At 53.2% G+C, this 21,117-nt stretch carries 11 protein-coding genes; 2 read left to right on the top strand and 9 right to left on the bottom strand.

The genetic code is table 11. The features are described 5' to 3' along the window. Positions 1-77 precede the first annotated feature (77 nt). Complete coding sequence (locus ACN0SY_RS16380; RefSeq protein WP_417688996.1) at positions 78-4,922, top strand: DUF3883 domain-containing protein; 4,845 nt, start codon at positions 78-80, stop codon at positions 4,920-4,922. 25 nt (positions 4,923-4,947) lie between these two features. Next, entirely contained in the window at positions 4,948-6,636 is a 1,689-nt protein-coding gene (locus ACN0SY_RS16385; protein ID WP_417688998.1) for an NERD domain-containing protein, read from the top strand. A 249-nt stretch (positions 6,637-6,885) separates the two neighbouring features. Here ACN0SY_RS16385 and ACN0SY_RS16390 read toward each other — a convergent pair whose 3' ends face one another. The 9 genes from ACN0SY_RS16390 to ACN0SY_RS16430 form a co-directional block, all read right to left on the bottom strand. Beyond that, entirely contained in the window at positions 6,886-7,419 is a 534-nt protein-coding gene (locus tag ACN0SY_RS16390; RefSeq protein ID WP_417689000.1) for a hypothetical protein, read from the bottom strand. Continuing rightward, entirely contained in the window at positions 7,419-7,862 is a 444-nt protein-coding gene (rpsF, locus tag ACN0SY_RS16395; RefSeq protein WP_417689002.1) for a 30S ribosomal protein S6, read from the bottom strand. The genes ACN0SY_RS16390 and rpsF overlap by 1 nt, the downstream gene beginning before the upstream one ends. Before the next feature lie 253 nt (positions 7,863-8,115). Next, a complete protein-coding gene (locus ACN0SY_RS16400) occupies positions 8,116-10,782 on the bottom strand; it encodes a type III restriction endonuclease (protein WP_417689004.1) in 2,667 nt (888 codons plus the stop codon). After that, positions 10,775-12,709, bottom strand: a complete 1,935-nt coding sequence (locus ACN0SY_RS16405; RefSeq protein WP_417689006.1) for a site-specific DNA-methyltransferase — start codon at positions 12,707-12,709, stop codon at positions 10,775-10,777. Before ACN0SY_RS16405 ends, ACN0SY_RS16400 begins: the two co-directional genes overlap by 8 nt. A 22-nt stretch (positions 12,710-12,731) precedes the next feature. Then, complete coding sequence (locus tag ACN0SY_RS16410; RefSeq protein WP_417689008.1) at positions 12,732-15,671, bottom strand: ATP-dependent helicase; 2,940 nt, start codon at positions 15,669-15,671, stop codon at positions 12,732-12,734. 164 nt (positions 15,672-15,835) lie between these two features. Next, entirely contained in the window at positions 15,836-16,150 is a 315-nt protein-coding gene (locus ACN0SY_RS16415) for a hypothetical protein (RefSeq protein WP_417689010.1), read from the bottom strand. Positions 16,151-16,545: 395 nt separating this feature from the next. Further along, complete coding sequence (locus ACN0SY_RS16420) at positions 16,546-18,729, bottom strand: relaxase/mobilization nuclease domain-containing protein (protein ID WP_417689012.1); 2,184 nt, start codon at positions 18,727-18,729, stop codon at positions 16,546-16,548. Next, positions 18,726-19,145, bottom strand: coding sequence for a plasmid mobilization protein (locus ACN0SY_RS16425; protein ID WP_417689014.1), 420 nt, complete (start codon positions 19,143-19,145; stop codon positions 18,726-18,728). The genes ACN0SY_RS16420 and ACN0SY_RS16425 overlap by 4 nt, the downstream gene beginning before the upstream one ends. A 435-nt stretch (positions 19,146-19,580) precedes the next feature. Beyond that, the gene (locus ACN0SY_RS16430; protein ID WP_417689016.1) at positions 19,581-20,831 is read right to left on the bottom strand and encodes a hypothetical protein; all 1,251 of its coding nucleotides are present in this window, start codon (positions 20,829-20,831) and stop codon (positions 19,581-19,583) included. Positions 20,832-21,117: the final 286 nt, after the last annotated feature.

Raw genomic sequence — 21,117 nt, forward strand, 5'->3', positions numbered from 1 at the left:
TAACCAGCTATTTTATTTGAAAGTTGAGATGCCACACTCCTATTGACTACTAAGGGTAGCAGTTGGAAGGTGCCTACTTGATCTCTATCAAGTTGCCCAATCACATGCCACCTACCACCTCACTTGCCTACGAAGCGGATCTCTGCGGAAATATCGAGCAGGCGCTCAAGGCCTTACAAGGCTACGGCGTAATGGCGCTGGAGCTAATACAGAATGCAGATGATGCACACGCGAAGACGCTGTCGTTTGACGTTCGTTCTGATGCTCTGTTTGTCAACAACGACGCAAATTTCACCAAATGTGATCTGACTGAGAGAAAATGTCCTTGGGAAAGCAAAGGTGACCCGGACGGACAGAAACGCTCATGTAATTTTCATGCCATATCCAAAATGGGAGGGCGCAGCAAGATCGGCGTCACGGAACAAATTGGGCGTTTCGGAATAGGATTTGTTTCTGTCTATCAGATCACTGACACGCCAATCGTGCGCTCGTCCGGTTGGCAAATGCGCCTTAATCCCTATACCGGTCATGCGGATCTGCAATCGATAGAAGAGAAACCTGGGACAGTCTTCGAATTACCTTGGGCTTCGTCTCGTTCAGCTGTTCGCAATGCGCTCAACGCGTCACCGACACCGACTGACGTTGCGGAAAAGTTCGTTGCAGAAGTCGAAAGAGTCTTGAGGAGCAGTCTTCTGTTTCTTCGCCATCTTGAACGCGTTGAGGTTCTCAAGAATGGCATTCGACTCTTGTCGGTGAAGATCGAGCGCATCCCAGATGGCGTTGAACTTGTTTTTCAGCCAGATGGTCGAACTGAAAAATGGATGCTGCTTACCAGAGATGCTCAGGACTTGATTACTGAGCGCAAACTGGAGGCCAATTACGAAATACTCCAGACATTGGATAGGTCGACGCAGGTAAACATCGCGATACCCGTTGATACCGAGCCTTCTGATGGGCTGCTTTATGCGTATTTGCCAACTCGTCATCATACTAACATGCCTTTTCACATCAACGGAGACTTCTTTCCTCACGCTAGCCGACAAGAAATAGTGCTTTCTGGCGAAGGGCATGAACGTTATTGGAATGAAACGCTATTGGAAGCCGCAGCGGCTATAATCGCTGACAATTTTCTACTAATCCGTGACACTCTTGGCCCCGAACGACTTTGGCGACTAGCTGAGGCGACATTTAAGCTTAGGAGTGAAGGTCCCTTTCGAGATTTCTGGAATACCTTCAGCTCCGCAGCCGAAGCAAACGAGTCAATCTGGATTGTAGGCGAGAAATGGAGCGCACCCAAAGCGGTGCGTATGGCACCGGAACAGCTGGACCAATTTGAACTGTCAGCGTTCTCCACCATCGGACTTAGGGTCCTGCATCCCTGCCTTCGACCTCATCATAATTGCTTATCGACGCTAGGAGTATCCCGCCTCCGCCTTTCCATGATCGCTGACGCTATTGAGGAGAAAGGTGACGAAGTCATGAACGCGGATGATCCGAACATAGCACCTTTATGGACGGCAATTGCGGCGGTCATCGATCAGTCTCGTGATCATTCAAGTTTCATATCAGATACGAAAAAGCTGAAGTCATCCATTTTTCTCCTTGATGTCGAAGGAAATGCATGTAGCCCAAATGAGCTTTGGCGGATGCCCGCAGCGATATCGCCAGACTTAGTCCGACAGTACATTGCTGATTGCCCAATCGTTCACACGGATGTGCTGCGTCACCAAGCATTGGCTGAATTGATCGATTTGTATGAACTGGACAGTTTCGCGGCTGAGTTGGCCGCCAAGATATCTGACCCGATTGAAGCAGAGGCGGTTATTGATAGAGCGTCGCATGGAGTTCGGGGCATATACGAACTGTTAGTAGCCTTCCCATTCGACGAGACCGATACAGAAATAGCAACGATCTTGGCTGATACGCCTTTCCTTAAGACATCGAAAGGTTACGTCAGCCCCTCTCGAGGTCAACTACCCGGCGGTTTTAACGATCCGATTGGGCATTTCGAATTTGTCGATTCCTCCCACTTCCCGATGGGTATGACAAACTTCGCGCGCGATGTCCTTAAGGTGAATCTTCTTAGTTTTCGGGAGTATATAGAGGATCACCTGGAGGAAATTCTTGCAACTGAACCAAGCGTTGAAGATTACCGCGCCTTGTTGGCGGAAATTATTGACCACCGCAATGAGTTGTTGGTCGATGGAAACGTAGAGTTTATCGCGCGGAAGCGATTTGTTCGCACAAGAGCAGGGACCTACGTTCGACCGGAAGAGTGCTATTATTGGGCAGCCATACTCGAGAAACTTCTGGGCAATCATGCCGAAAGGTGGGTTGACGAAACCTGGATGCTTGCTGGCTCTTCTGGTGGGAGGCTTCGAGATTTCCTGGAAGGCGCGCTAGGTATGCCGACGACGGTGTCGATGCGTCACATCGTTGATCATATCGAAGAGATCGCTGATGAAGGTACACCATACGAGGTAGCAGAAGCTCTCAACCCAATCATTAGGCATTTGCTTGATGGGTGGAACCGTTATGGTGAAGACGATCTTGAAATTCTTGAAGAGTTGCAACACCTGCACTTCCTCCCCGCTCAAGTGAGCGGAACTCGGGATGCAGACAACCTATATCCACCTTATGAAATATATAGAGCCACTCGAGCCGCGGGTTTCTTGTCGCAGGTGCCAGTGGTCGACATTACTCCCCTTCGTCAAGCAAGCGCTGTCGTAAATACTTTTCTCGACCATCTTGATATGCCTTCTGAGCCTCCCACAGAAGTGGTTGTCGAGCATCTCATACATTGCATTGAGACTAATACACCTCCCTCAGACGTCGTATACGCCATTCTCAGTGAAAGAATTGAGAAGGAGGATGGCGTCGATGACATCGGAAAACTTCGAGGGACGTCATTTATATATGACGGCGTTCTCAAAGTATTTCTGCCAGCAGATCGAATATTCTGGCGCACGCCCCCGTTCGGCCAGTACTGGTATGCGGCAAGCGAACGTATGCGGCTTCGCGAGCCACTATACCGACATCTTGGCGTTGTAGATGTTCCTACTCCGAGCAACTACGCCATGTTGTTGAAAGAGATTGCTGCTAAGCCGTTGCTCGACGAGAATGACCCAAAAATTCATTCTCAATGTCTTGAAGCCATTGCGCTCGCCTTCGACAATAATGAATCGAAGGCCTTTGAAGCCATAGAAGAGCTGGAAGATTACGAGTGCCTTCTCAATGTCGAACTTGAGCCGCTCTTTCCGAACGAGGCTATTTGGATTGATTCCGAGCAACTCGCCGCGCCCTTCGGGGACGAACTAAACGGGCGGCTCATTAGAGCGCCGCTCACCGATCGTACTATTGCCGCACGGTTTTTTCGAAAAATTGGGACAGATGCCATTTCAGACATCGCGCACATGCGATTGGCGGCCAAACCGGACAATACTCCGGCTCATGAGGAGACTGAACGACTTAAATCACGTCGCGACCTTCTTCTCTGGCTTGCTCCGAACCCGAATTCGCGAACGGAATTAACACGCATTCTCGACAAGATTGAAATCCGTCTTACCCGTTCGCTTCATGTGCAGGTTGAGATCACAGAGTCTGATCCGACAGTCCGGTCTCCATCCAGCCAGGTCCCAGCATTCTACGACCCCGAAGATGCAGTTTTGCATTTGCGTGGCGAGAGTGTCTCCTCCAATGAATGGACGGCGGCCTTCAGAGCGATCTTTTCGGAAATCGAGAAGTTTTGCCCATCTTCGGACCTGAAGCCCATAGCTCCGACTGCATCGTTTGTGATTATGCTTCCTTCTTATACAGAAGCGGAGGAAATGCTCTTAAGTGCTGATTATCAACCCCCCGAGGAAGACGCGTATCATATTCCATTCGGCGATGTACTCGACGACATTCCGGCCGAGTCTGAAGACGCCACTGCTTCGCCAGGAGGGGACCACACCGATGAGGACGAGCTCGATACCTACGGTTCGGTACAGCAGCACGACAGAGGAGATGCCGCTGCCTCAGCGAAACCGAGAGACGAACTAGATTTGGAGAATGGAGATAATGCCTCGCCCGGAACTGCTTCCGGCACTCCAACCGCTTCAAGAGGCGATCTGAACCCATCTGGAGCATACCAGTCAAAAGCTAGCGGTACTCCAATCGCCTCCGGTGCCGGCAACCCAGACAAAGAGCGTACCGCTGCGGGAAATGGTTCCGGTAGTTCGAGCGCTGGAAAATCATGGGCAGGGGCCGGAAAAGGTGAGAAAGAGGCTGGTCGAAGCCGAACCGGACGAGAGGTTAGGCGGTCTCGGATGCTCGCATATGTAGCCAGAGAGGGAATGCGTGGCGAGGACGACGCGCAAGCGGGAAGGATCGCCGAGGATATATCGTACCAAATTGATGACGCTGCTATTTCTGCGGTTCTGAAATATGAGCAAAGTCATGGTCGAACTCCTGAGGAGCAGCCCCATGGCAATCCTGGGTATGACATCATTTCGATGTCGCCGAATGGCCAGCGCAGACTTATCGAAGTGAAAGGCTTGGAGAGTACCTGGACTGAGCGAGGTATCAAACTGTCGCATGTCCAATACCAAATGGCTGAGGATTACCCTGACGAGTACTGGATATATATTGTCGAGAGTGCCCGGGATCATGAGAAACAGCGGGTAAGTGCCCTTAATAATCCTTTCGGCAAAGTGCAGGAATATTGGTTCGATCACAATTGGCGCGAGATCCGCGAAGAAACAGCTATTGGCCAAGACTACAACGTCCTGCCCGGAACAAAAGTCAGGCATCAAATTTGGGGGGTAGGCACAATCTTAGAAACCGAGAAGAAGGGACTCCAGAGGTATGTGAAGGTCGATTTCGGTTTTGAGGGCCGCAAATACGTACCTTTCAATGCAAGCTTGAAAATTGTCGATGGCTAAATGTTACCCACCCGCGGCGAACGCGATGTCTAATTCCGACGCTGAACTCCGCCTCTTGTCAGCACTTGAGAAGCAACTCGCAGATGATTTTTCGGTCCTTCATTCAGTGGCATGGATCGGGCGGCCCAATCGCTCTGTGCCGCTCGACGGAGAAATTGACCTCCTTGTTTGCCATCCACGCTTCGGCATACTCGTGATTGAAGTTAAAGGAGGGCGGATATCGCTGGACTATCGAAGTGGGAAATGGACGTCCACCGATCGTTTTGGAAATAGTCACGATATCAAGAATCCCTTTGAGCAAGCGAAAAAGGGCAAGTTTGGCATTCTCGAAAAATTGAAAGAGTGCCCCGCATGGCAGAAACTTGGCATTAGATATTTCAACATTGGCCATGCCGCCTTCTTTCCAGACATCGGTAATGCAAATCAACTTCGAGGACCGGATGCACCGCCTGAGTTGATTGGCGATCGTAATGACATGGGTACTCTGGGCGATTGGGTAAAAGGGGCATTCCAATATTGGCGAGGTGAAACAGGTGGCCGATTGGAAAATATTGGAGAAAGTGGCGTCACCACAGTTGTACGGCTGTTCGCCCGAGTAACGTCGACACGGGCTCTGTTGTCTGCACGTATTGAAGACGAAGAAGTGCAAAGGATAGAACTAACTCGCAAGCAAGCAGCTATTCTCGACTTTCTGAGGCGTCAGAGGCGCGTTTTGATCACCGGAGGCGCTGGAACGGGCAAAACTCTTATCGCGATGGAGAAGGCAATCAGAAATTCGGATGAAGGCATTCGAACGCTTCTAGTTTGCTTCAATCGGGGGCTGGCGGATCATCTTCGCGAACAGTGCGAGAATGTTCCCAATCTAGACGTGGCTTCATTTCATCAGGTTTGCCATCGTTGGATCGAAAAGGTGCGGAACGTAACCCACCGTGACCTATTGGTTGAAGCCCGGCAGGAGTATCCTGGTGCCGATGAATTCGGGCAACTGATGCCAATCGCGCTTGCTAATGCGATCGATCTACTCGGACCGAAATATGACGCCGTTATTGTCGATGAAGGGCAGGATTTTGGCGATGAATTCTGGTTGCCAATTGAAATGCTTCTTGTCCGTCCTGAGGAGGGAATGCTGTATGTGTTTCTCGACGAGAACCAAGACATTTACGGCAGATCGGCTGAGATCCCGATCGCGGGAGAGCCGATGGTTCTTGACCGGAATTGCCGCAATACCGATGTGATCCATGCTGGAGCCTATAGGTATTACCGTGGCAGTCTTGTCGAGCCTCCGGAAATTCGCGGTGTGCCAATTGAAACGCTTTGTGCAAATGGCCCTCAGAAACAGGCCCGCTTGGTGGCGAAGTTGCTCACTCGACTTGTTGCAGAGGAAGGCGTTCGTCCGCACGACATAGCAGTATTGCTTGGAGAGCGTCGTTCCAAGGCCGTTTTTGAGCGTGAACTGAGGGCTATGCCTTTGCCTGCTATCGCCCGCCTTGGCCGACTGGAGGATTATGGGCCAGGCGTGATCACCTTGGAGACTATTGCGCGGTTCAAGGGGTTGGAACGGCCAATCATTGTGCTTTGGGCTATTGACGATCTGTCCGTTGATCGCGACAGAGAGAGTTATTACGTTGGCATGTCTCGAGCAAAGTCAGCCCTTTATTTGTGTGGTTCTCGCGAAACCTGTGAGCGAATATTACAAAGTGACGTTCTTAAGTAGAGAGCTGCACTAGGTGGAACTCTAGGCTGTTTGGTTCAGGCAGAAACAGTCGCGCGCGACGAAATGGTGCAAATAGCACATCCAAAACATGTAAGTTGAATTCCCTATGAAACAGTCGCCTTATTTAAGTGGGGGGCGAAAGTAAAGAGTCAAATTATAAGTACAAAATAAAGTAACAAACAAATAGTTGCGTAACTATTTCTTGGGGGTGGGGAATTTACTGATGTGAACGTATGAGGCACTGATGTACTATTTGTCTGGCCACCAAAATTCTTCGGGTGGATACCTGTTGTTTACAATGTCCTGAGTTTTATCAACTAACTTCGAGTCGGGTGGCTTATCCTCCTTTGCCTCGAGGCCACCCCGAATTTGTCGCAGCGCTGAGTATACCTTCTTATCTGAGTCTTCTAATGCTTTTGATGATTTAATGTTGTTCACAATGTCTTTTAATATATGAGCTATGCTTGCATATGTTCCTTGAATAGATGATAGCCTCTCCAAATCATCCTCGAGCCTAAGATACGGCTTTGCTAATCCAAGCATCAATGCTATGCCGGCAAGAAAGCCAAATGCTATTTGCCCTATTTGTACTCCAAATATTGAGTAGTTCCATAGACCAAAACCTGCAACCCCGGAACCCGCAGCAAACAGCGCCAAATAGATATCAATATTTCTTAATTTCTTTCGTGTTCTCGATATTCGTTGGGAATAATATTCTTTACTAAGTTCAGTTGTTCTGAACTCATCGTATATAATGGAAACTTGATCTTTGAGATTATCCATCACTTAGGCCTCGGCCAAGGTTTATTTGGATCTACCCTAGTTTCACTAGCTGATTCTAAGTCAGATTGGTTAACACTTTTTGCGTGACGGTCCGCTCTTCCTCCCCTTCGGTCGTCACGATCACGCTTTTGCATCATTGCCGAGGGCTCTTCATCAAGCTCATCGACACGGAATGTCATGTATCGCAGTACGTCTTCATTTAGGCCCATTTGGCGCTCCATCTCTGCAACCGCAGAATGTGGCGCTTCCAAATTCATCAGCGTGTAATGTGCCTTACGATTTTTTTTGATCTGGTAGGCGAGTGAGCGCAGACCCCAATTTTCGATCTTCCCGACTTTCCCCCCAGAAGCCTCGATCAGAGACCTATATTGTTCGACTAATCGCTCGACTTCTTGCGCAGAAACATCCTGCCGGGCCAAAAAAACGTGTTCATATAGCGGCATTATATTTCTCTAGAAAATGTGCAGTTGTTTAGCGTTGGCAAGGATCCTAGGCAATTTGTTTTATATACTCAAGATTGTTTTAGTGCAGCCATATACCCTTAGTCGGTGAGGGTGTTCTGCGAAACAAACTCCTTGTCATAAGGACACCAATTACCAAGATCAGAAACTCAGAAAAATTGATGTAGATGCTTTCATTCTTTGGCCTACTTACCGTTATGCGAATGAGTATTAATTGGTGTCGCCGCTTCAAGTATTAGTCAAAAAGCACTCCGGGCTCGTACTGCTCCCATCCCTTTTCACCCAAGAAACCGTCAAATTGCTCGGCGGTCACAAGCGCGTATTCGAAGACATTTCCTTCCGCCAGCCGTTCGGCAGCCTCTTTCTTGGCCAGGACGACTGGGTCTTCCTTTTTCCAGTTTGCCTTGATCTCGATGAGATGGGCTTTGCCATCGTCGCGATAGACCAGGAAGTCCGGATGATAGCTGCACACGGTGTGGGACTCGGGGTGGATATAATAGACCTGAAACCCGGACTGCCCGTGGACAAGCATCCCGGTGAAATAGATCTTCTCGGTCTTCCCGTCCTTCAGGACACGCTTGAAAAAGTCGACTTCCGGATTGCTGTCGAAGCAATAGGCGTCGAGGTGGAAGGATTTGGCGCGCAACCCGTCGAACTCCGGATAATCGCGACGGGCGACAAGGTGTTCCTGCGCCTTCATGGTGAAAGTCGGCAGCTTGTTCGAGGACGCGTTGTATCCGCGGATTAGCTCGACCTCCTCGTCGACGGACCGTTGGAATTTCTCCACCTCAAAAAACGCATGGAATAGCCGAGGCACGAGGATGTCATAGATGACGTCGTTGTACTTGTTCACGGCGTCCACGAGGGCGTCCAAGCCGCCGTCGATCTCTTCAAGGGCTTCCTCGATGTCGAACGGCGATATGCCGTCCCCTGAGAAGTACCGCGCCAGTTCACCGACCAAGGTGAGGCGACTATAGGTCTTGTGCGACTGGCGGTCGGTAATGTCCTCCACTGACGTCGGTCTCTCACGGAGGTGCGTTCTGCGCTCCAGAGTGACACGGAACTGTTCCATCGCATGGTCGGATAGATCCACGGCAACCGGTTCCGGAGTGTCTTTCTTGACCGTCCGATAAAGCTCCTGATGCCGTTTCATCTTGATGATCACCGGGGGTGGAACGGCGGTGATTTCCACCGTGGACGAGGTGTCCGTTTTCTTCGGGCCGATTTCGTCAGTCGTGACGCGGAAGTTCTGCTGCAACTCGTCATCCAGGATATCCTGATTTTCTCGGGACAAATAGATGAATCCGGTTTCCTGATCCGGACCGATGGACCGGAGGCAGCGCATTGTCGACTGGAGAACGAAAATCCGGGACTTCGGCTTGCGGTAGAGGGCGACGCCAAAGAGGGAGCGGCAATTCCAGCCTTCACCGCCCTTGCCGACGAGCAGGATGAATTGTTTTTCTGATTCAGGCGTGTCCAGTCGATTGAACTCACGAATATCCTCGTTGGTCGTGAGCTTCTCGTCGCCGACATTGACCAGTATGCGGCTGGTCGGAATGCCGAGTTCACCTAGTACCTTTTCGATTGCCGGCCGGAGGTCGTTTTGAAGGTCGTCGATCGTGGCTGCAAAGAGGGCGAGCTTCGGAAGCATTCCCTCGTGCCGCTTTTCGCCGACGTCATTCCAGAAGCTCGTAATGACCTCCCGGACGAAATCCTCTGACTTGATGTTGCCTGTGTAGGTCAGAAATTCGGGTTGCTTGAGGTACTTGTTGTCGATGGCGGCCTTGAGCCCATAGGCGTAGACCACCTCCGGCATGATCCGGTCTTTGACATAGGGCGTGCCGGTGAAATTGTAGCAGCCGACAACACTTGTTTTTCTGGTTTCCAGAGCCTTCGCCAATTCGTCAATGGTCGTTCTGAGCGCCGAGCTTTGTTTTGCCTGTCCAAGATCTTTTTCCAGCGAGGCCCCCATGGAATGGTGGGCCTCATCGACGTAGATGCCGAGCTGAGGCAGCCGGGCGATGCGTTGAAAGCGGGCATTGACCGCGAGATCGGCGTCTGTTTCCGGAGCATCCGCACCGATCAACTCGTAAAGCTCACCATAGACCTCGGACAGGGTTCCGGTCTTTTCGGCAAACAGCTTGTCTGTTGCCGACGGTTGAGCCTGCTTTCGCTTCAGAATGATCTTCTGGGTGTTAGAGATGATGATGTTGAAGGATGAGCCGTCCTGCGCGCCGATCGTCGATGCGGTGTCGTCAAGGAAGTGGAATTTCAGGTTCGTCCGGAGGAAGTTCGCGTATTCCGGAGGAACAACCTGAGCAAGATCGAATGTCTGGATCTCCCGAAGCGACTGAAGCACCGTTTTGTCCGGAGCAAACACGAGCGCATTCCGGCAATATTTCGTGTCCTTGCCGAATTTGTTCGCCAGCAGGAACTCATAGAATATGCAGGTCGCCATGAGGATGGTTTTGCCCAAGCCCATGGTCAGCGCGAAAATGTAGTTCGGATAGCTGCGCGAGCGTTCGCTCATCTTGGCGAAAATCGCCTCGTACTGATCATCGCCTTCAAGGTCCAGGAAGCCTAGGAGCGTCCCCTGACCGGTCTTGTCTGCGCCCGTCGTCTGGTAGCCTTCAAAGACGCCTTCGTTTTTCGCCCACTCCTTGAAAAGCTCGTGGACGTGACGGTTCTCGCCAAATTCCTTCAGGAAGACATACATTTCCAGCGCCTCAAACTGCGGGCGCCGCAAATAGGCATTGGTGTTCAGATCCGGATCGTTGAAGTCGAGAAGATGCTTTGACAGCTTCCGGAATCTCGTCCTGATCTTCGCTTTGTTGATCTGAAAAAAGTTATGTAGGGAAATAAAAAAAGCGAAGTCCTGATTGATCGTCTTTTTCTTAGCCATTTTCGATTTCCCCCTCCCAGGATTCCGAGAGGAGATCGGTGATTTTCACGCGGATCGTGGCTGCGTCCTTCGGGACAGGATATCGGCCGGAAACCAGTTTATCCTTGCTCGGAGCGTCGATGAGTTCCGGGCTGAGGACGGCGCCGTCGTAGTTCCAGTCGACTTTTAGGGTTTCCACAAGCTGCCGCCAATCCTCGACCGCATCGGCATCCATGGATAGCTTCTGGAGTAGATTGAGCGGATAAAATCCTACGATCTCAAGATGCCCGTCCTTGATCTTCAGCTTGGCATCAGACTGGCGCTTGAAGTGCAGATTGGACTTGTCGCGTATCAGGTCAACGACCTCGACTTCGATATTGTAAGGCTTGGCTGCCCTCACAAGTTCCGGTCCGAGGTCAGGCTCATGGCCCATGCATATCAGCATGATCCGTTCTACGACTTTGGATGGTGCCTCCGCTTGACGGCGATCAAAGGCTTTGAAGTCCATGCCATTTATGACTTCATTCAGGTCGGCGCGTGTGGAGATGCGGTTCACCGGCATGATTTTCACAAGGTACTGATCGCGCTGACCGTCAAACACGCCGCCCGCTGGCAACGGCTGGAGCTCCATGGCCTCCTTGATCAGTTCCTTGGCTTCAACTGGATTTCGGAAGATGTCGTAGTTATTGACGTTGTAAACTTCGAACCCAGGGATTCGCGCTGGCACATTTTGTTCGTCAAATAATGCCGTCGGCCAAGCTTTTGCTTCACTCAAGACCGTGTTTAGTCGGCACACGGTTGTTTCTATCGCGCCCAAGTTAATATCAGCGCCAAGAAATCGACGGCCAGTTTTTAACGCCGCAATTTGAGTAGTTCCGGAACCCATAAAGCAATCAAAGACTAAATCACCTTCATCAGTTCCCAGTGTCAGTATTCGTTTTAACAACGCTTCGGGTTTTTGAGTCGGATAGCCGACCCGCTCATTCGACTGCGAATTTATCAACGAAATATCATTCCAAAAGTTGCCGATTGGTTTTCCTTTGTCGTCATCCGGCCGCAGTTTACGAAACGGCTTTCCGTTGCTCGTCCAGCCTAGATCCCCCGCTCGATCCAATTCAACGAGTCGTTCTTTTTTCAGTCTCCATCCGGAACTTGGAGGAGTATACCCCTTGTACTCGTATACTAAATTGGGCCTATCACCCATTCCCGAGGTTGAAACTATTGGCCCGTCATAGAAACGTCCTTTTTCATCAGAGCGAAAGTATTTTTCCTCAATTTCCGCGGCCGTCAAAGGTATCCTTATTCTGTCCGGATATAATTTTGACGAAGATGTTTTTCCATAGCAAAATATAGTGTCTGTAAATACGCTAAGTCGCGGAGATTCGTGCTGAGATCCCTTCGGATTCGTGGATCGTACCCAAATAATCTCATTGATGAAGTTCGCGGGGCCGAAAACCTCATCCATGAGGCAGCGTATTCTATGTGACTGATGCTGATCGCAATGCAAAAAAACTGTGCCGTCATCGGTCAGCAGCTCTCGCATTAAAATTAATCGATCTAATATAAACTGATTGTAACCGTCGGCATTCCAGACATCCGCATACTGTTTTTCTTCAAAGGTACTATGGTCATTCTGTGCAGATTTACCCTTTAAAGCGACGGATTTCTTATAGTCAGCCTTACTATCAAAGGGAGGGTCAATGTAGATTAACTTTATTTTCCCTCGGTATTGCCTGAGGAGGTGAGACATTACCTGAAGATTGTCGCCCCAAAAAACTTTGTTCAGCCAGTTGTCAACGGGGTCTCCATAATTTTCCTTGAGTTGAGCAGGATAAAACGCCGTTGATGAAAATGATTTCTTTCCTGTCCATCTCAGTTCTGGAAAGCCTCGAATTGGCTGAAGGTCGAAATCGAAAGTCTCGAAAGCTTCTTGTTGTTTATCGCTCATAGGATGCTCAGTTTTCTTGAGTTCAAGCTTTGCAGAAAGTCATATCGCAAAACGCCTGAAAGTCGCAGTTCTTGCAAAGCTTTTCCGGGCGTTCCGACAGGGCATAGTTTTTCTGGACGATCTTGTGAATGACCCCGTCAACCTTGGCGATTGTGCCTTCGACGTCGGTGGTTTCACGATTGAAGGTGATCCGCGGGTTACCTGCTTCTTCGCCCGTGTAATAGAGGGTCATTCGGCTGACGTCGACGCCTCGTTTCCCCTCCAGAAGATGGGCGTAGATTTGGAGCTGGCGACGATAACGGCTGAGTTTGTCCGCATCGTCAATCAGGTCTGGTTTCTTTTCGGACTTGAAATCGATGATCTCGTAGGACCCGTCATCTGCCTGAACAAGGTCGACAGTTCCGGTCAGAATGTAGTCCTCTTTCAACAATGACAGCTCCACCTCGGCGTCCCGGAGCCGATGCCAGTGCGCCCGTTCCCGGTCGACATAGCTGGTCACATGGCGCTTGGCGATCTTCAGAACCGGGTCTGCCAGATAAACCCGCTCTTTCTTTGTCAGGTTGTTGTAGTTGAGGTCAAACCAGCGATCGATCTGATCTCCCGTGACCTTGCTTTCCTCGCCCCGCAAGACCGCCTTGTGGATGTCCTCGATGGTCTGGTGCACCAAGGTACCGAACAGGATCGCGTTCGTCCGTACCGGTGCAAACTCCAGGTCCTTGAACAGCCGATATTGCTGTGGACAGGCCTCAAACACGAGCACGTCCGATGTGAAGGAATAGCTCTGTTTGATGTCGACCTCTTTGACCTCGGCCAGTTCGATGGCGTCGGCGTCAAAAGTCAACTCCCGCCAGGGCTTCAAGTCCCTATAAACAGGCCGAAAATAGGCGGAAGGAACGTTGCGCTGCCCGCGGCCTTTGGGCGTGTTTTCCTGACAGGTCAACACCAGCATGTTCTGCGCCCGGGAGAAGGCGGTGTAGAACAGCCGCCAGAAATCAAAGGTCTTGATCCGGTCGAGTGGTTCGAACGGGGCCCGGCCGCCAAACTCCTGTTCGAGCAGGACTTCCATGTCCGTGACTTGCTTGCGCGGGACCGCATCCAGCGAGCCGACAATCACGATAGGAAACTCCAGCCCCTTGGACTGGTGGATCGTCATGAAAGATACGCATCCGGAAGGAGCGTACTCGCTTTCATCTTCATATTCCTCAATGCCGCCATCCCACAGGAAGCGCAGGAAGTAATTGAAGAGCATCAACAGGTCCCGTTCCAACCGATCGGGCCGGATGACGATGACGTTGTAGAGGTACTCATATTTGTTCAGGAGCCGGGAGATCTTTGAAAGGTTCCGGGCTGCCCGGCTGTCGCGGACGCCGCCATGGGCGACGCCTTCATCCAGAAAGCCGCTGAAAGTCGGGAACTGCAACAGGTCATAGAACAGACCGGAAAACTGATAGTTGGTGTTCTCCGACAAGGTGAGGTGCTGTTTTGCCTTTGCGGTGGCCCAGGCGGCGATCTGCGGATCGCTCCCGCTCTTGAGATGGTCAATGAATGCCCGGAGGCAGTCGTCATAGTATGCCCAGACGCCGAGGTTCATTCCCTCCCGCGTTTGACGGATGGTTCCATATTGCGGAAACAGGAAGAGAAGAGCGCCAAGCAACAACCGGACTTCGGTCCGTTCAAAGAACATGTTGGAACGGGGCGCGTAGATGGGAATGCCAGCCGCTTCCAACTTGTTCGCGAAGGTCACTACCTTCGGGTTCCGGACAGACCTGAAGAGAAAGGCGACCTGGTTCCAGTCCTTGACGATGCCCTTGGACCTCAGGTCCTTCAAAAACGCGACCGTCTCTTCGGCCCAGTTGTCGGCGCCATCTTCTCCGGAAACCTTGAAGACGGTTGGGTAACGCGGCGGCTTTGAGGAAGCAGGCTGAATAGTTTTGTCAAAACGGAAGGTGGTTTCGTCCTGTTCCCACTCCGTCGTTTCCATCCAGTTGTTGTAGAAATCGATAATGGGTGGTTCGGATCGATAGTTCTGCGTCAATCGTACCTGATGACATTCGCCCGCCGGAAATCGTTCGGGGAATTCGAGGATGTTTCGAATGGATGCGCCCCGGAACCGATAAAGCGCCTGATCGTCGTCGCCAACAACGCAGATATTCTTATGCTCTTCGGCGAGCTTCAGGAGGATTTTTTCCTGAATCGTATTCGTGTCCTGGTACTCGTCGATCATCAAGAAATCGAAACGTTTCTGGAGTTCCGCGCATACTTCCGGAGTGTCTAGAAGACGCAGCATTTCGACCTGAATGGTGGAGAAATCCAGATAGTTGTATTCGCCAAGGAGGCGCTGGTAGGCCAAATAGGCCTGTCCGGAGGCAACCATTTCAGGGGTAGAACTGGAAAGCAGATCCTCTCCGGGAATGCCTTCCTCGCTGATTTTATTGAGCCATGTGGTTAGTGCTCCGGCTCGTCGCCACGAGGACTGCGGACCATTCAGTCTGAGCGCAGCATCAAGCCCGTCGATTTCTTGAAACTCACTGATCTGCTGAAAAATGAAGTACTGCTGATCGAACTGGTCCAGGACCGTGTAATTTTTCTGGATACGCGTATGTGCCCTGAATTCTTCCAGCAGCTTCAGGAAAATCGAATGCAGCGTGCCGACGGTAAGATCCAGCGGGTTTCCGATCGATTCAATACCGCCTAGCCGTTGGGTGATCCGGGTGACCAGTTCCTTCGCGGCCTTTTCGGTGAAGGTGGACACCAGGATGCGCTCAGGCTCGATTTTTTTGGATCGCAGAATGTTGGCGACCCTTTCCACCAGGCAGAAGGTTTTTCCGGAACCTGGCCCGGCGACCACAAGCAGCGGGCCATTCAGGCAAGAAATGACTTCAGACTGAGATTTGTTTGGGGCGGAAATCAATGTCCCATGCTTTCCCGAAATGCCGATTGGACCAGGCGTTTGCTCAAGCATGTTCGGGACTTTCCCAAACTACCGATCCGGTTGTAGCAAACGCCAGTCTTTAACTTTGAGTATCAGAATTTTCCGCTGATTTTGAAGAAAATGCATTGGGGAAATAAATTCCGGGCTCTCGGTGACGCGGGAAGTCCGGATGGGCTGGCTCGACGCCGACGCCGTCAAAATGTAGGTGCGACTGCACCGCCATCTCCGCCATCCTCAGTCGGTCCTTCCGGCGGCGGCGTGTAATCCGGGTTCAAGTCCGGATGATCCCGATCGCGCTTTGCGCGCCAAATTTCAAAGAAACCTTTGTCCGACCGGTCTTTCGGCCCGCACCTCAGCGCGAGCGGGTCCTCCTGTTCGAACATCACTCTCGCGAACCAACGCAGCAAGTCGGGAGGCAAGCGGTGGAATATCTCGGCCGTTGCCGGATGGCTCATGTAACCCTCCCGGCTGTATCTCGCTGCTGTGCAGTCTTTCACGAGCTTGGTCATCGAACTCGTGGTGTAATCGCGTGGCATCTCTGACCCTCCGTGGCTTCAGTGCGAAATTCGGGATTGGCATTCCGGATAGAATGCTCATCACCAAGATCGTAAACCAAAGAGTAGTCCGCCGCTCTCGCCGGCGGCGGCGGCGCGCGAGAGTCATCAAGGCATCGCGCCTCAAACGGTCGAAGCATGTGCGACGTCGCTTTCGTCGTCGACGATCCAGGGCTGTCTTTGTCCGGATCTCAGCATCGACAGTCTCTTCTTCCTTCATATGAGTCTCCTCCATCTTGTCGAACATTCACCCTAGATCCGCCGGCTGATCATGCTGATGCTTGGGGTCCCCATTTAAGGCATTCGATAATAGCGGCGAGGGGGCTTGATCCCGGGTAAGGCCGAGAAGCTTATGGCTTTGGGTCTGTTGACTGCGTCTCTTCCGGAACATCGCGATGTTCAGCTACTTGATGCTCGGCCCGCCTTTGTCTTGCCGCCGCTGCAAGTGCTTTTCCTCCACCGAGCGCGATCCTCGGATTCTCGGCAAGCGCCAATCGCGCGGCAGGAATCAACTCCAGTTGGCTCTTCAAGCGATCGAAATCGCGGCGTCGGGAGGCGTCGTGCTGAGCTTGCCGTGTCTCCTGAACCGTCTTGAGTATCCGGACGCAACGACGAGCATGACTGACAGCGTTCTTGAGCGGTTCGCGTTGTTCGTAGAAAACAGCGAGCTGGCGGTTTGCGGCATCGTATCTTGCGGTTGCGCCTAACACCCAGGCAATGAACCCCACGGGACGGCTTCTGTCAGTCTGAATTCGGAGTTTGGCAATGGAGGCATAGTTCAATCCATCCCATTCAGCGAGTTCCTGAGCCAAATCGGAAAGCTTGTCTTGGGCTTCAATTATTTCGTTCGGATCGGGAAGGGAATGCGGAAGGGTGAGTTCGGCAATTCGCTCATGCAAATCGGCTTCCCGACGGTCAAGGAAGCCGTGTGCCGCCTTGACTGCCGCCCTCAATGAATGCCCTACACGGCGATTTCTGGATGACGGATCATCCATGGCACCTTGAGAACGACGCTGTACGGGCTTCTCAGGAGGTTGACTGGATGTATTTTTACTCTCATCACGCGAATTTGCTGCTTTTTCGATACCTCCCCTCGGAACTGTATCCGGATTGGGGGGCTTGTCCGGACGCGGTCCAAGTCGCAATCCCGTGGCATTCTGAGCACTTGCGACGTTCAGACCGTTAGATACGCCAAGCAGGTCGGATAGCGGATTGAGCCCGATTTCCTCGTGGCCCGTCGCACGCTCGGCATATCGTCGTCTTGCAGCACCCATCAATACGGCTTCTCCTCCGAGAGCCAGTTCCGGATCCTCAGTCAAGATGGTCGCTGCGGTAACGAGGACAGCCAACTCATGGCGCATCCGGGCGACGTCGCGATATCCCTCAGTGCAGTCAGGTGCGGCGGAAACGATCCGGGCCTTCAGTTCTGCCTGACGGAGTCTGAGCCACCGTCGGGCACAAGAGACAGTGAGCGCATTGTCCAATCTCGCTGTAATCGCAGCGGTCCATTTCCGGGCAGCCGCCGCGATCTCGTCAAAGGCTGTTTTCTTGCCTATCAACGGTTGACGAACACCGATCGAGGAGAGACGTCTCGGCTGGAAATTCGCAGGTTTTCTGGACGATGGATCACCCTCGGCACTTTCAGAACGGCGCTGTACGGGCTTCCTAATGCGTTGAGTGTTCTTCAACTTACTCGTTTTGCGCGAAGTCGGGTTCGGAACTGCTTCCATGGCCGATCGGATGGTGGCGCGCTTCTCTCCGACGAGCCGATCCAAAGAGCCGATCTCAACGCCATCACGGCCGACAACCCACACACCGGACTTTCGTCCGGGCGTGATCTCGTAGCCCGCCGCGCGAATGGCCTCTGCGCCGCTTGCTGTCCAGGCATCCCGGATCTCGGATCGAACTGCCGAAAGATTGATGCCTTGGCGGGCAAGACCTTGACGGCTGGCGGGAGACGCCGGTGACAGCGGCTTGTCAGGGGCTGCGCCATAAGCAACCTCAAGCCAGTCAGCCACGTCACTGCGGCCGTTGCTCCAGAGCCATTTGACCGCGGATCTGTGGTGCCGCCCGAGGGTTGGGAGTTCTCCAAGCTCATGCTCAATCAGGCGCGCGGCAGTTTCGAGTTTTATTTTTTCATAGCCAGCTTCGAGCACGCGCCCATCCGGTGCCACGCGACCAAGTACAAGGTGGCCGTGCCGGTCCCCGTCGCCGCCGTTCCGCATCTTTTCATGCACGATTAGAACTGCCGGATGACCCACCGCTCCAAAGTGTTGGATTACAATCTCTGCCGCGCGCGAGAGCTCTTGGTCCGACATTGCACGAGACGGACTGAGGTGAATATGAAGCGCAGCTGCATCTGCCGACGTGGAGTCTCGCAAACGTTGCATGTCGGCGAGCGCTCCGGCAAGGTCGGTCGCGAGCGAACCGGCGAGCACCCGAACACTGGGGGAATTCTCGGGACGCATGAGATGCGCTTGGAGCGCCCGGGCATCGCGCGAGGTTCGGGCATGCCTGACGACGCCGGCAATCATTCCAGCCTCGCTTTGTTGCCCCCGTCGACTTCATAGGCGGTGACGGCAGCGTGAAGATCCCGGATAGCGGCCGTCAGGCCGTTGAGAGCAGTGGAATCGACACGGCCACCCTGGTGGGCATTGCGGCTCAGCTGATTCAGATTGTTTCCGAGCTTGCCCACCTCGCCGGTCCATCTGCCGACAGCTCTAGCGAGATCGGTACGTGCGGCCTGACGGGCAGGAACCGGTTGACCGGCGGCGCGGGTCAGGACTTCCCTCGACCACGTTCCTACCCCGCATCCAGCTGCTTCGGCGCATGCCTCGATCGCCGCCCGCTCGGACGGGAGTAGTCGAGCTGAAACCGAAGACGTCCGCCTGCGTACTTCGGATCGGCGACGGCGCGTATTCGATTTGACGGGTTCGGCATGGTCGGTCACGGCATCTCCTTTTTCAGCGGCCAACGGACGCGTCGGTGGGGGTCAACGGGGGCAGGCGAAGCCTCACCCTTGCCAGGTCGGGTTGGTGGCGGAGCCGCCGCCCGCTGCTGGCTCCCCGTAAGGGGTGAACTCATTTCCACATGGACAAGATTGTTCCGGAGGAACTCTGTCTAGGCAAACCGCCGGCGGAAATTCCACACGACCCATTACCGTAAGGATGACTGATCCTCCGCCCAACCATGCTCATTGAGGAAACTTCCGACGAGAGATCGAACATCCCTTTGCGCGAGAGGGCATGAGCAAGCGGCACCGTAGTCATTCCAATCTCATTTTTATTTTTATTTTGAGGGTTGCCGTCGGGGGCAAGCCCCCGGCCCCCAGTGGTAGGGCACGGCCACCATTCACCGTGACGAAACGCGGGCAGGCTCAATTTTCCTAGGTTTTCTGGCTGTTACGATATTCAGTAAGGGCTTTGCTGATCGTTCCTTTGGACACGCCGAGTTCGACCGCTACCTCTCTTTGCGAGAGGCCGTCTTTGGCGATCATCCAGGCTGCCTTGAGCCCGATCTTGATCCGATCCAGCCGTAACTCTTCCCGGGATCGGGCGCCGTTCCGTTGCCGCGATATCCGCGCCCGTTCCGTGGCGAGTTCCCGTCTTCGGTCACGGTCGACCAGGACTCGGAGCCCGGCCGCCCTCATCTCGGAGGCCTCGATCTCCAGCCAGTCGATGATGGTTCCCGCCTTGAAGCGGTACCGCGGATCGATCTCCTGCCCCGAAACATCGATCAGTTTCGACCCCGCTGCTGCCTGCTTTGCTCGGGCCAGAACGGTCGACACCCGCTGACGGGTATGTCTTACGGTCCACCCAGCGGCCTCGTCCGCGAGACTTGCAATCTCCCTTTCCAGAACGGCAGGCGGACAGATCCATGACATTGCGTTCGCCGCGAGGAACAGCCAGGCATCTCGTTGACCAGATGGGAGGGCGCCTTCCGGGAACCTATGCGCACGGAGTGCCTGGAGGTCTGTCAGGACCGCTTCCCAGTATGTCGCAGCTGTGAGACGTCGCACGGGCAAGACTCGTTCCTGTCCGGATCGCTCTGCTCGCCGTTTTGCCCGCTCTGCCCGGAGCGAGACAAGTTCGCCCCGGGTAAGTGGCAGGACATCGTCCGCAAGGCTGTCGAATGCGTACCTGAAGGGGGCATCCGAGTTACCCTGACACCAGACCATCCGGACGAACCTTCGATCCCAATCCGCTTTCGAATTCTCGCTACCTGCCAGCCTGAATACGCGGGCAGCATCGAGGGCCCGTTTGTCTGCGCCAAAGCCCGTTAGGCTGTCTGCCAGAACCTTTTGGACGGCGTTCCATCTGGGAATGGCTGTGCGGGGCAACAGTTCAGTCAGCCAGACCGCGACGAGCCCCCGACCGGTCGACAGGACGTAGGAGGGGAGCGGAACGAGTTCATCGCGCAGATGCATTAGAACGGCAGCGGCGACATTCTCCGGCCGCTGCCGTTGCCAACGGGTGCGGGTGATGAAGTCGAGATCGACGTAACACGCCCCGAGTGCCGCGAGCTGGGCAATGCGACGCCGGCCGAAGAAGGTGTGTTGAGAAACGTAGATGTCACGAACATCTTCGCTACGGATCAGACGTTCCGCTTCCTCGTAAGCAGGACGTCCAGCAGGCACCGACCATTCTTCCCAATGCCTGTCGTACTCCCGTAGAGCCCTTGCAAACGATATGTTGCCGTTCCGAGGGGCTCCGGATCTCTGGTCCAGAGGATGAAGAACGCGTAGGTGCGTTTCAGCGCCAAATGCTTCGAATTTCGAAAGATTTTGTCCGCCGTCCGCGTTGTCAACAATTTGAGGAGAAGTCAGGGCTGATGGATGACCCGGCGTTATGCCGAGCCGGACGCTCAAACGGTGTCAACCCGAGGCAGGTTGACGGAGCACCAATCGTGCCTGATCATGAAAC

This window comes from Roseibium sp., from assembly GCF_048261595.1.
Classification (GTDB): domain Bacteria; phylum Pseudomonadota; class Alphaproteobacteria; order Rhizobiales; family Stappiaceae; genus Roseibium.

Coding starts and splice junctions, on each gene's coding strand:
- rpsF (WP_417689002.1), bottom strand. CDS start 7,862: ATGCCGCTATATGAACACGTTTTTTTGGCCCGGCAGGATGTTTCTGCG.
- ACN0SY_RS16405 (WP_417689006.1), bottom strand. CDS start 12,709: ATGAGCGATAAACAACAAGAAGCTTTCGAGACTTTCGATTTCGACCTT.
- ACN0SY_RS16410 (WP_417689008.1), bottom strand. CDS start 15,671: ATGCTTGAGCAAACGCCTGGTCCAATCGGCATTTCGGGAAAGCATGGG.
- ACN0SY_RS16420 (WP_417689012.1), bottom strand. CDS start 18,729: ATGATTGCCGGCGTCGTCAGGCATGCCCGAACCTCGCGCGATGCCCGG.
- ACN0SY_RS16415 (WP_417689010.1), bottom strand. CDS start 16,150: ATGACCAAGCTCGTGAAAGACTGCACAGCAGCGAGATACAGCCGGGAG.
- ACN0SY_RS16400 (WP_417689004.1), bottom strand. CDS start 10,782: ATGGCTAAGAAAAAGACGATCAATCAGGACTTCGCTTTTTTTATTTCC.
- ACN0SY_RS16385 (WP_417688998.1), top strand. CDS start 4,948: ATGTCTAATTCCGACGCTGAACTCCGCCTCTTGTCAGCACTTGAGAAG.
- ACN0SY_RS16390 (WP_417689000.1), bottom strand. CDS start 7,419: ATGGATAATCTCAAAGATCAAGTTTCCATTATATACGATGAGTTCAGA.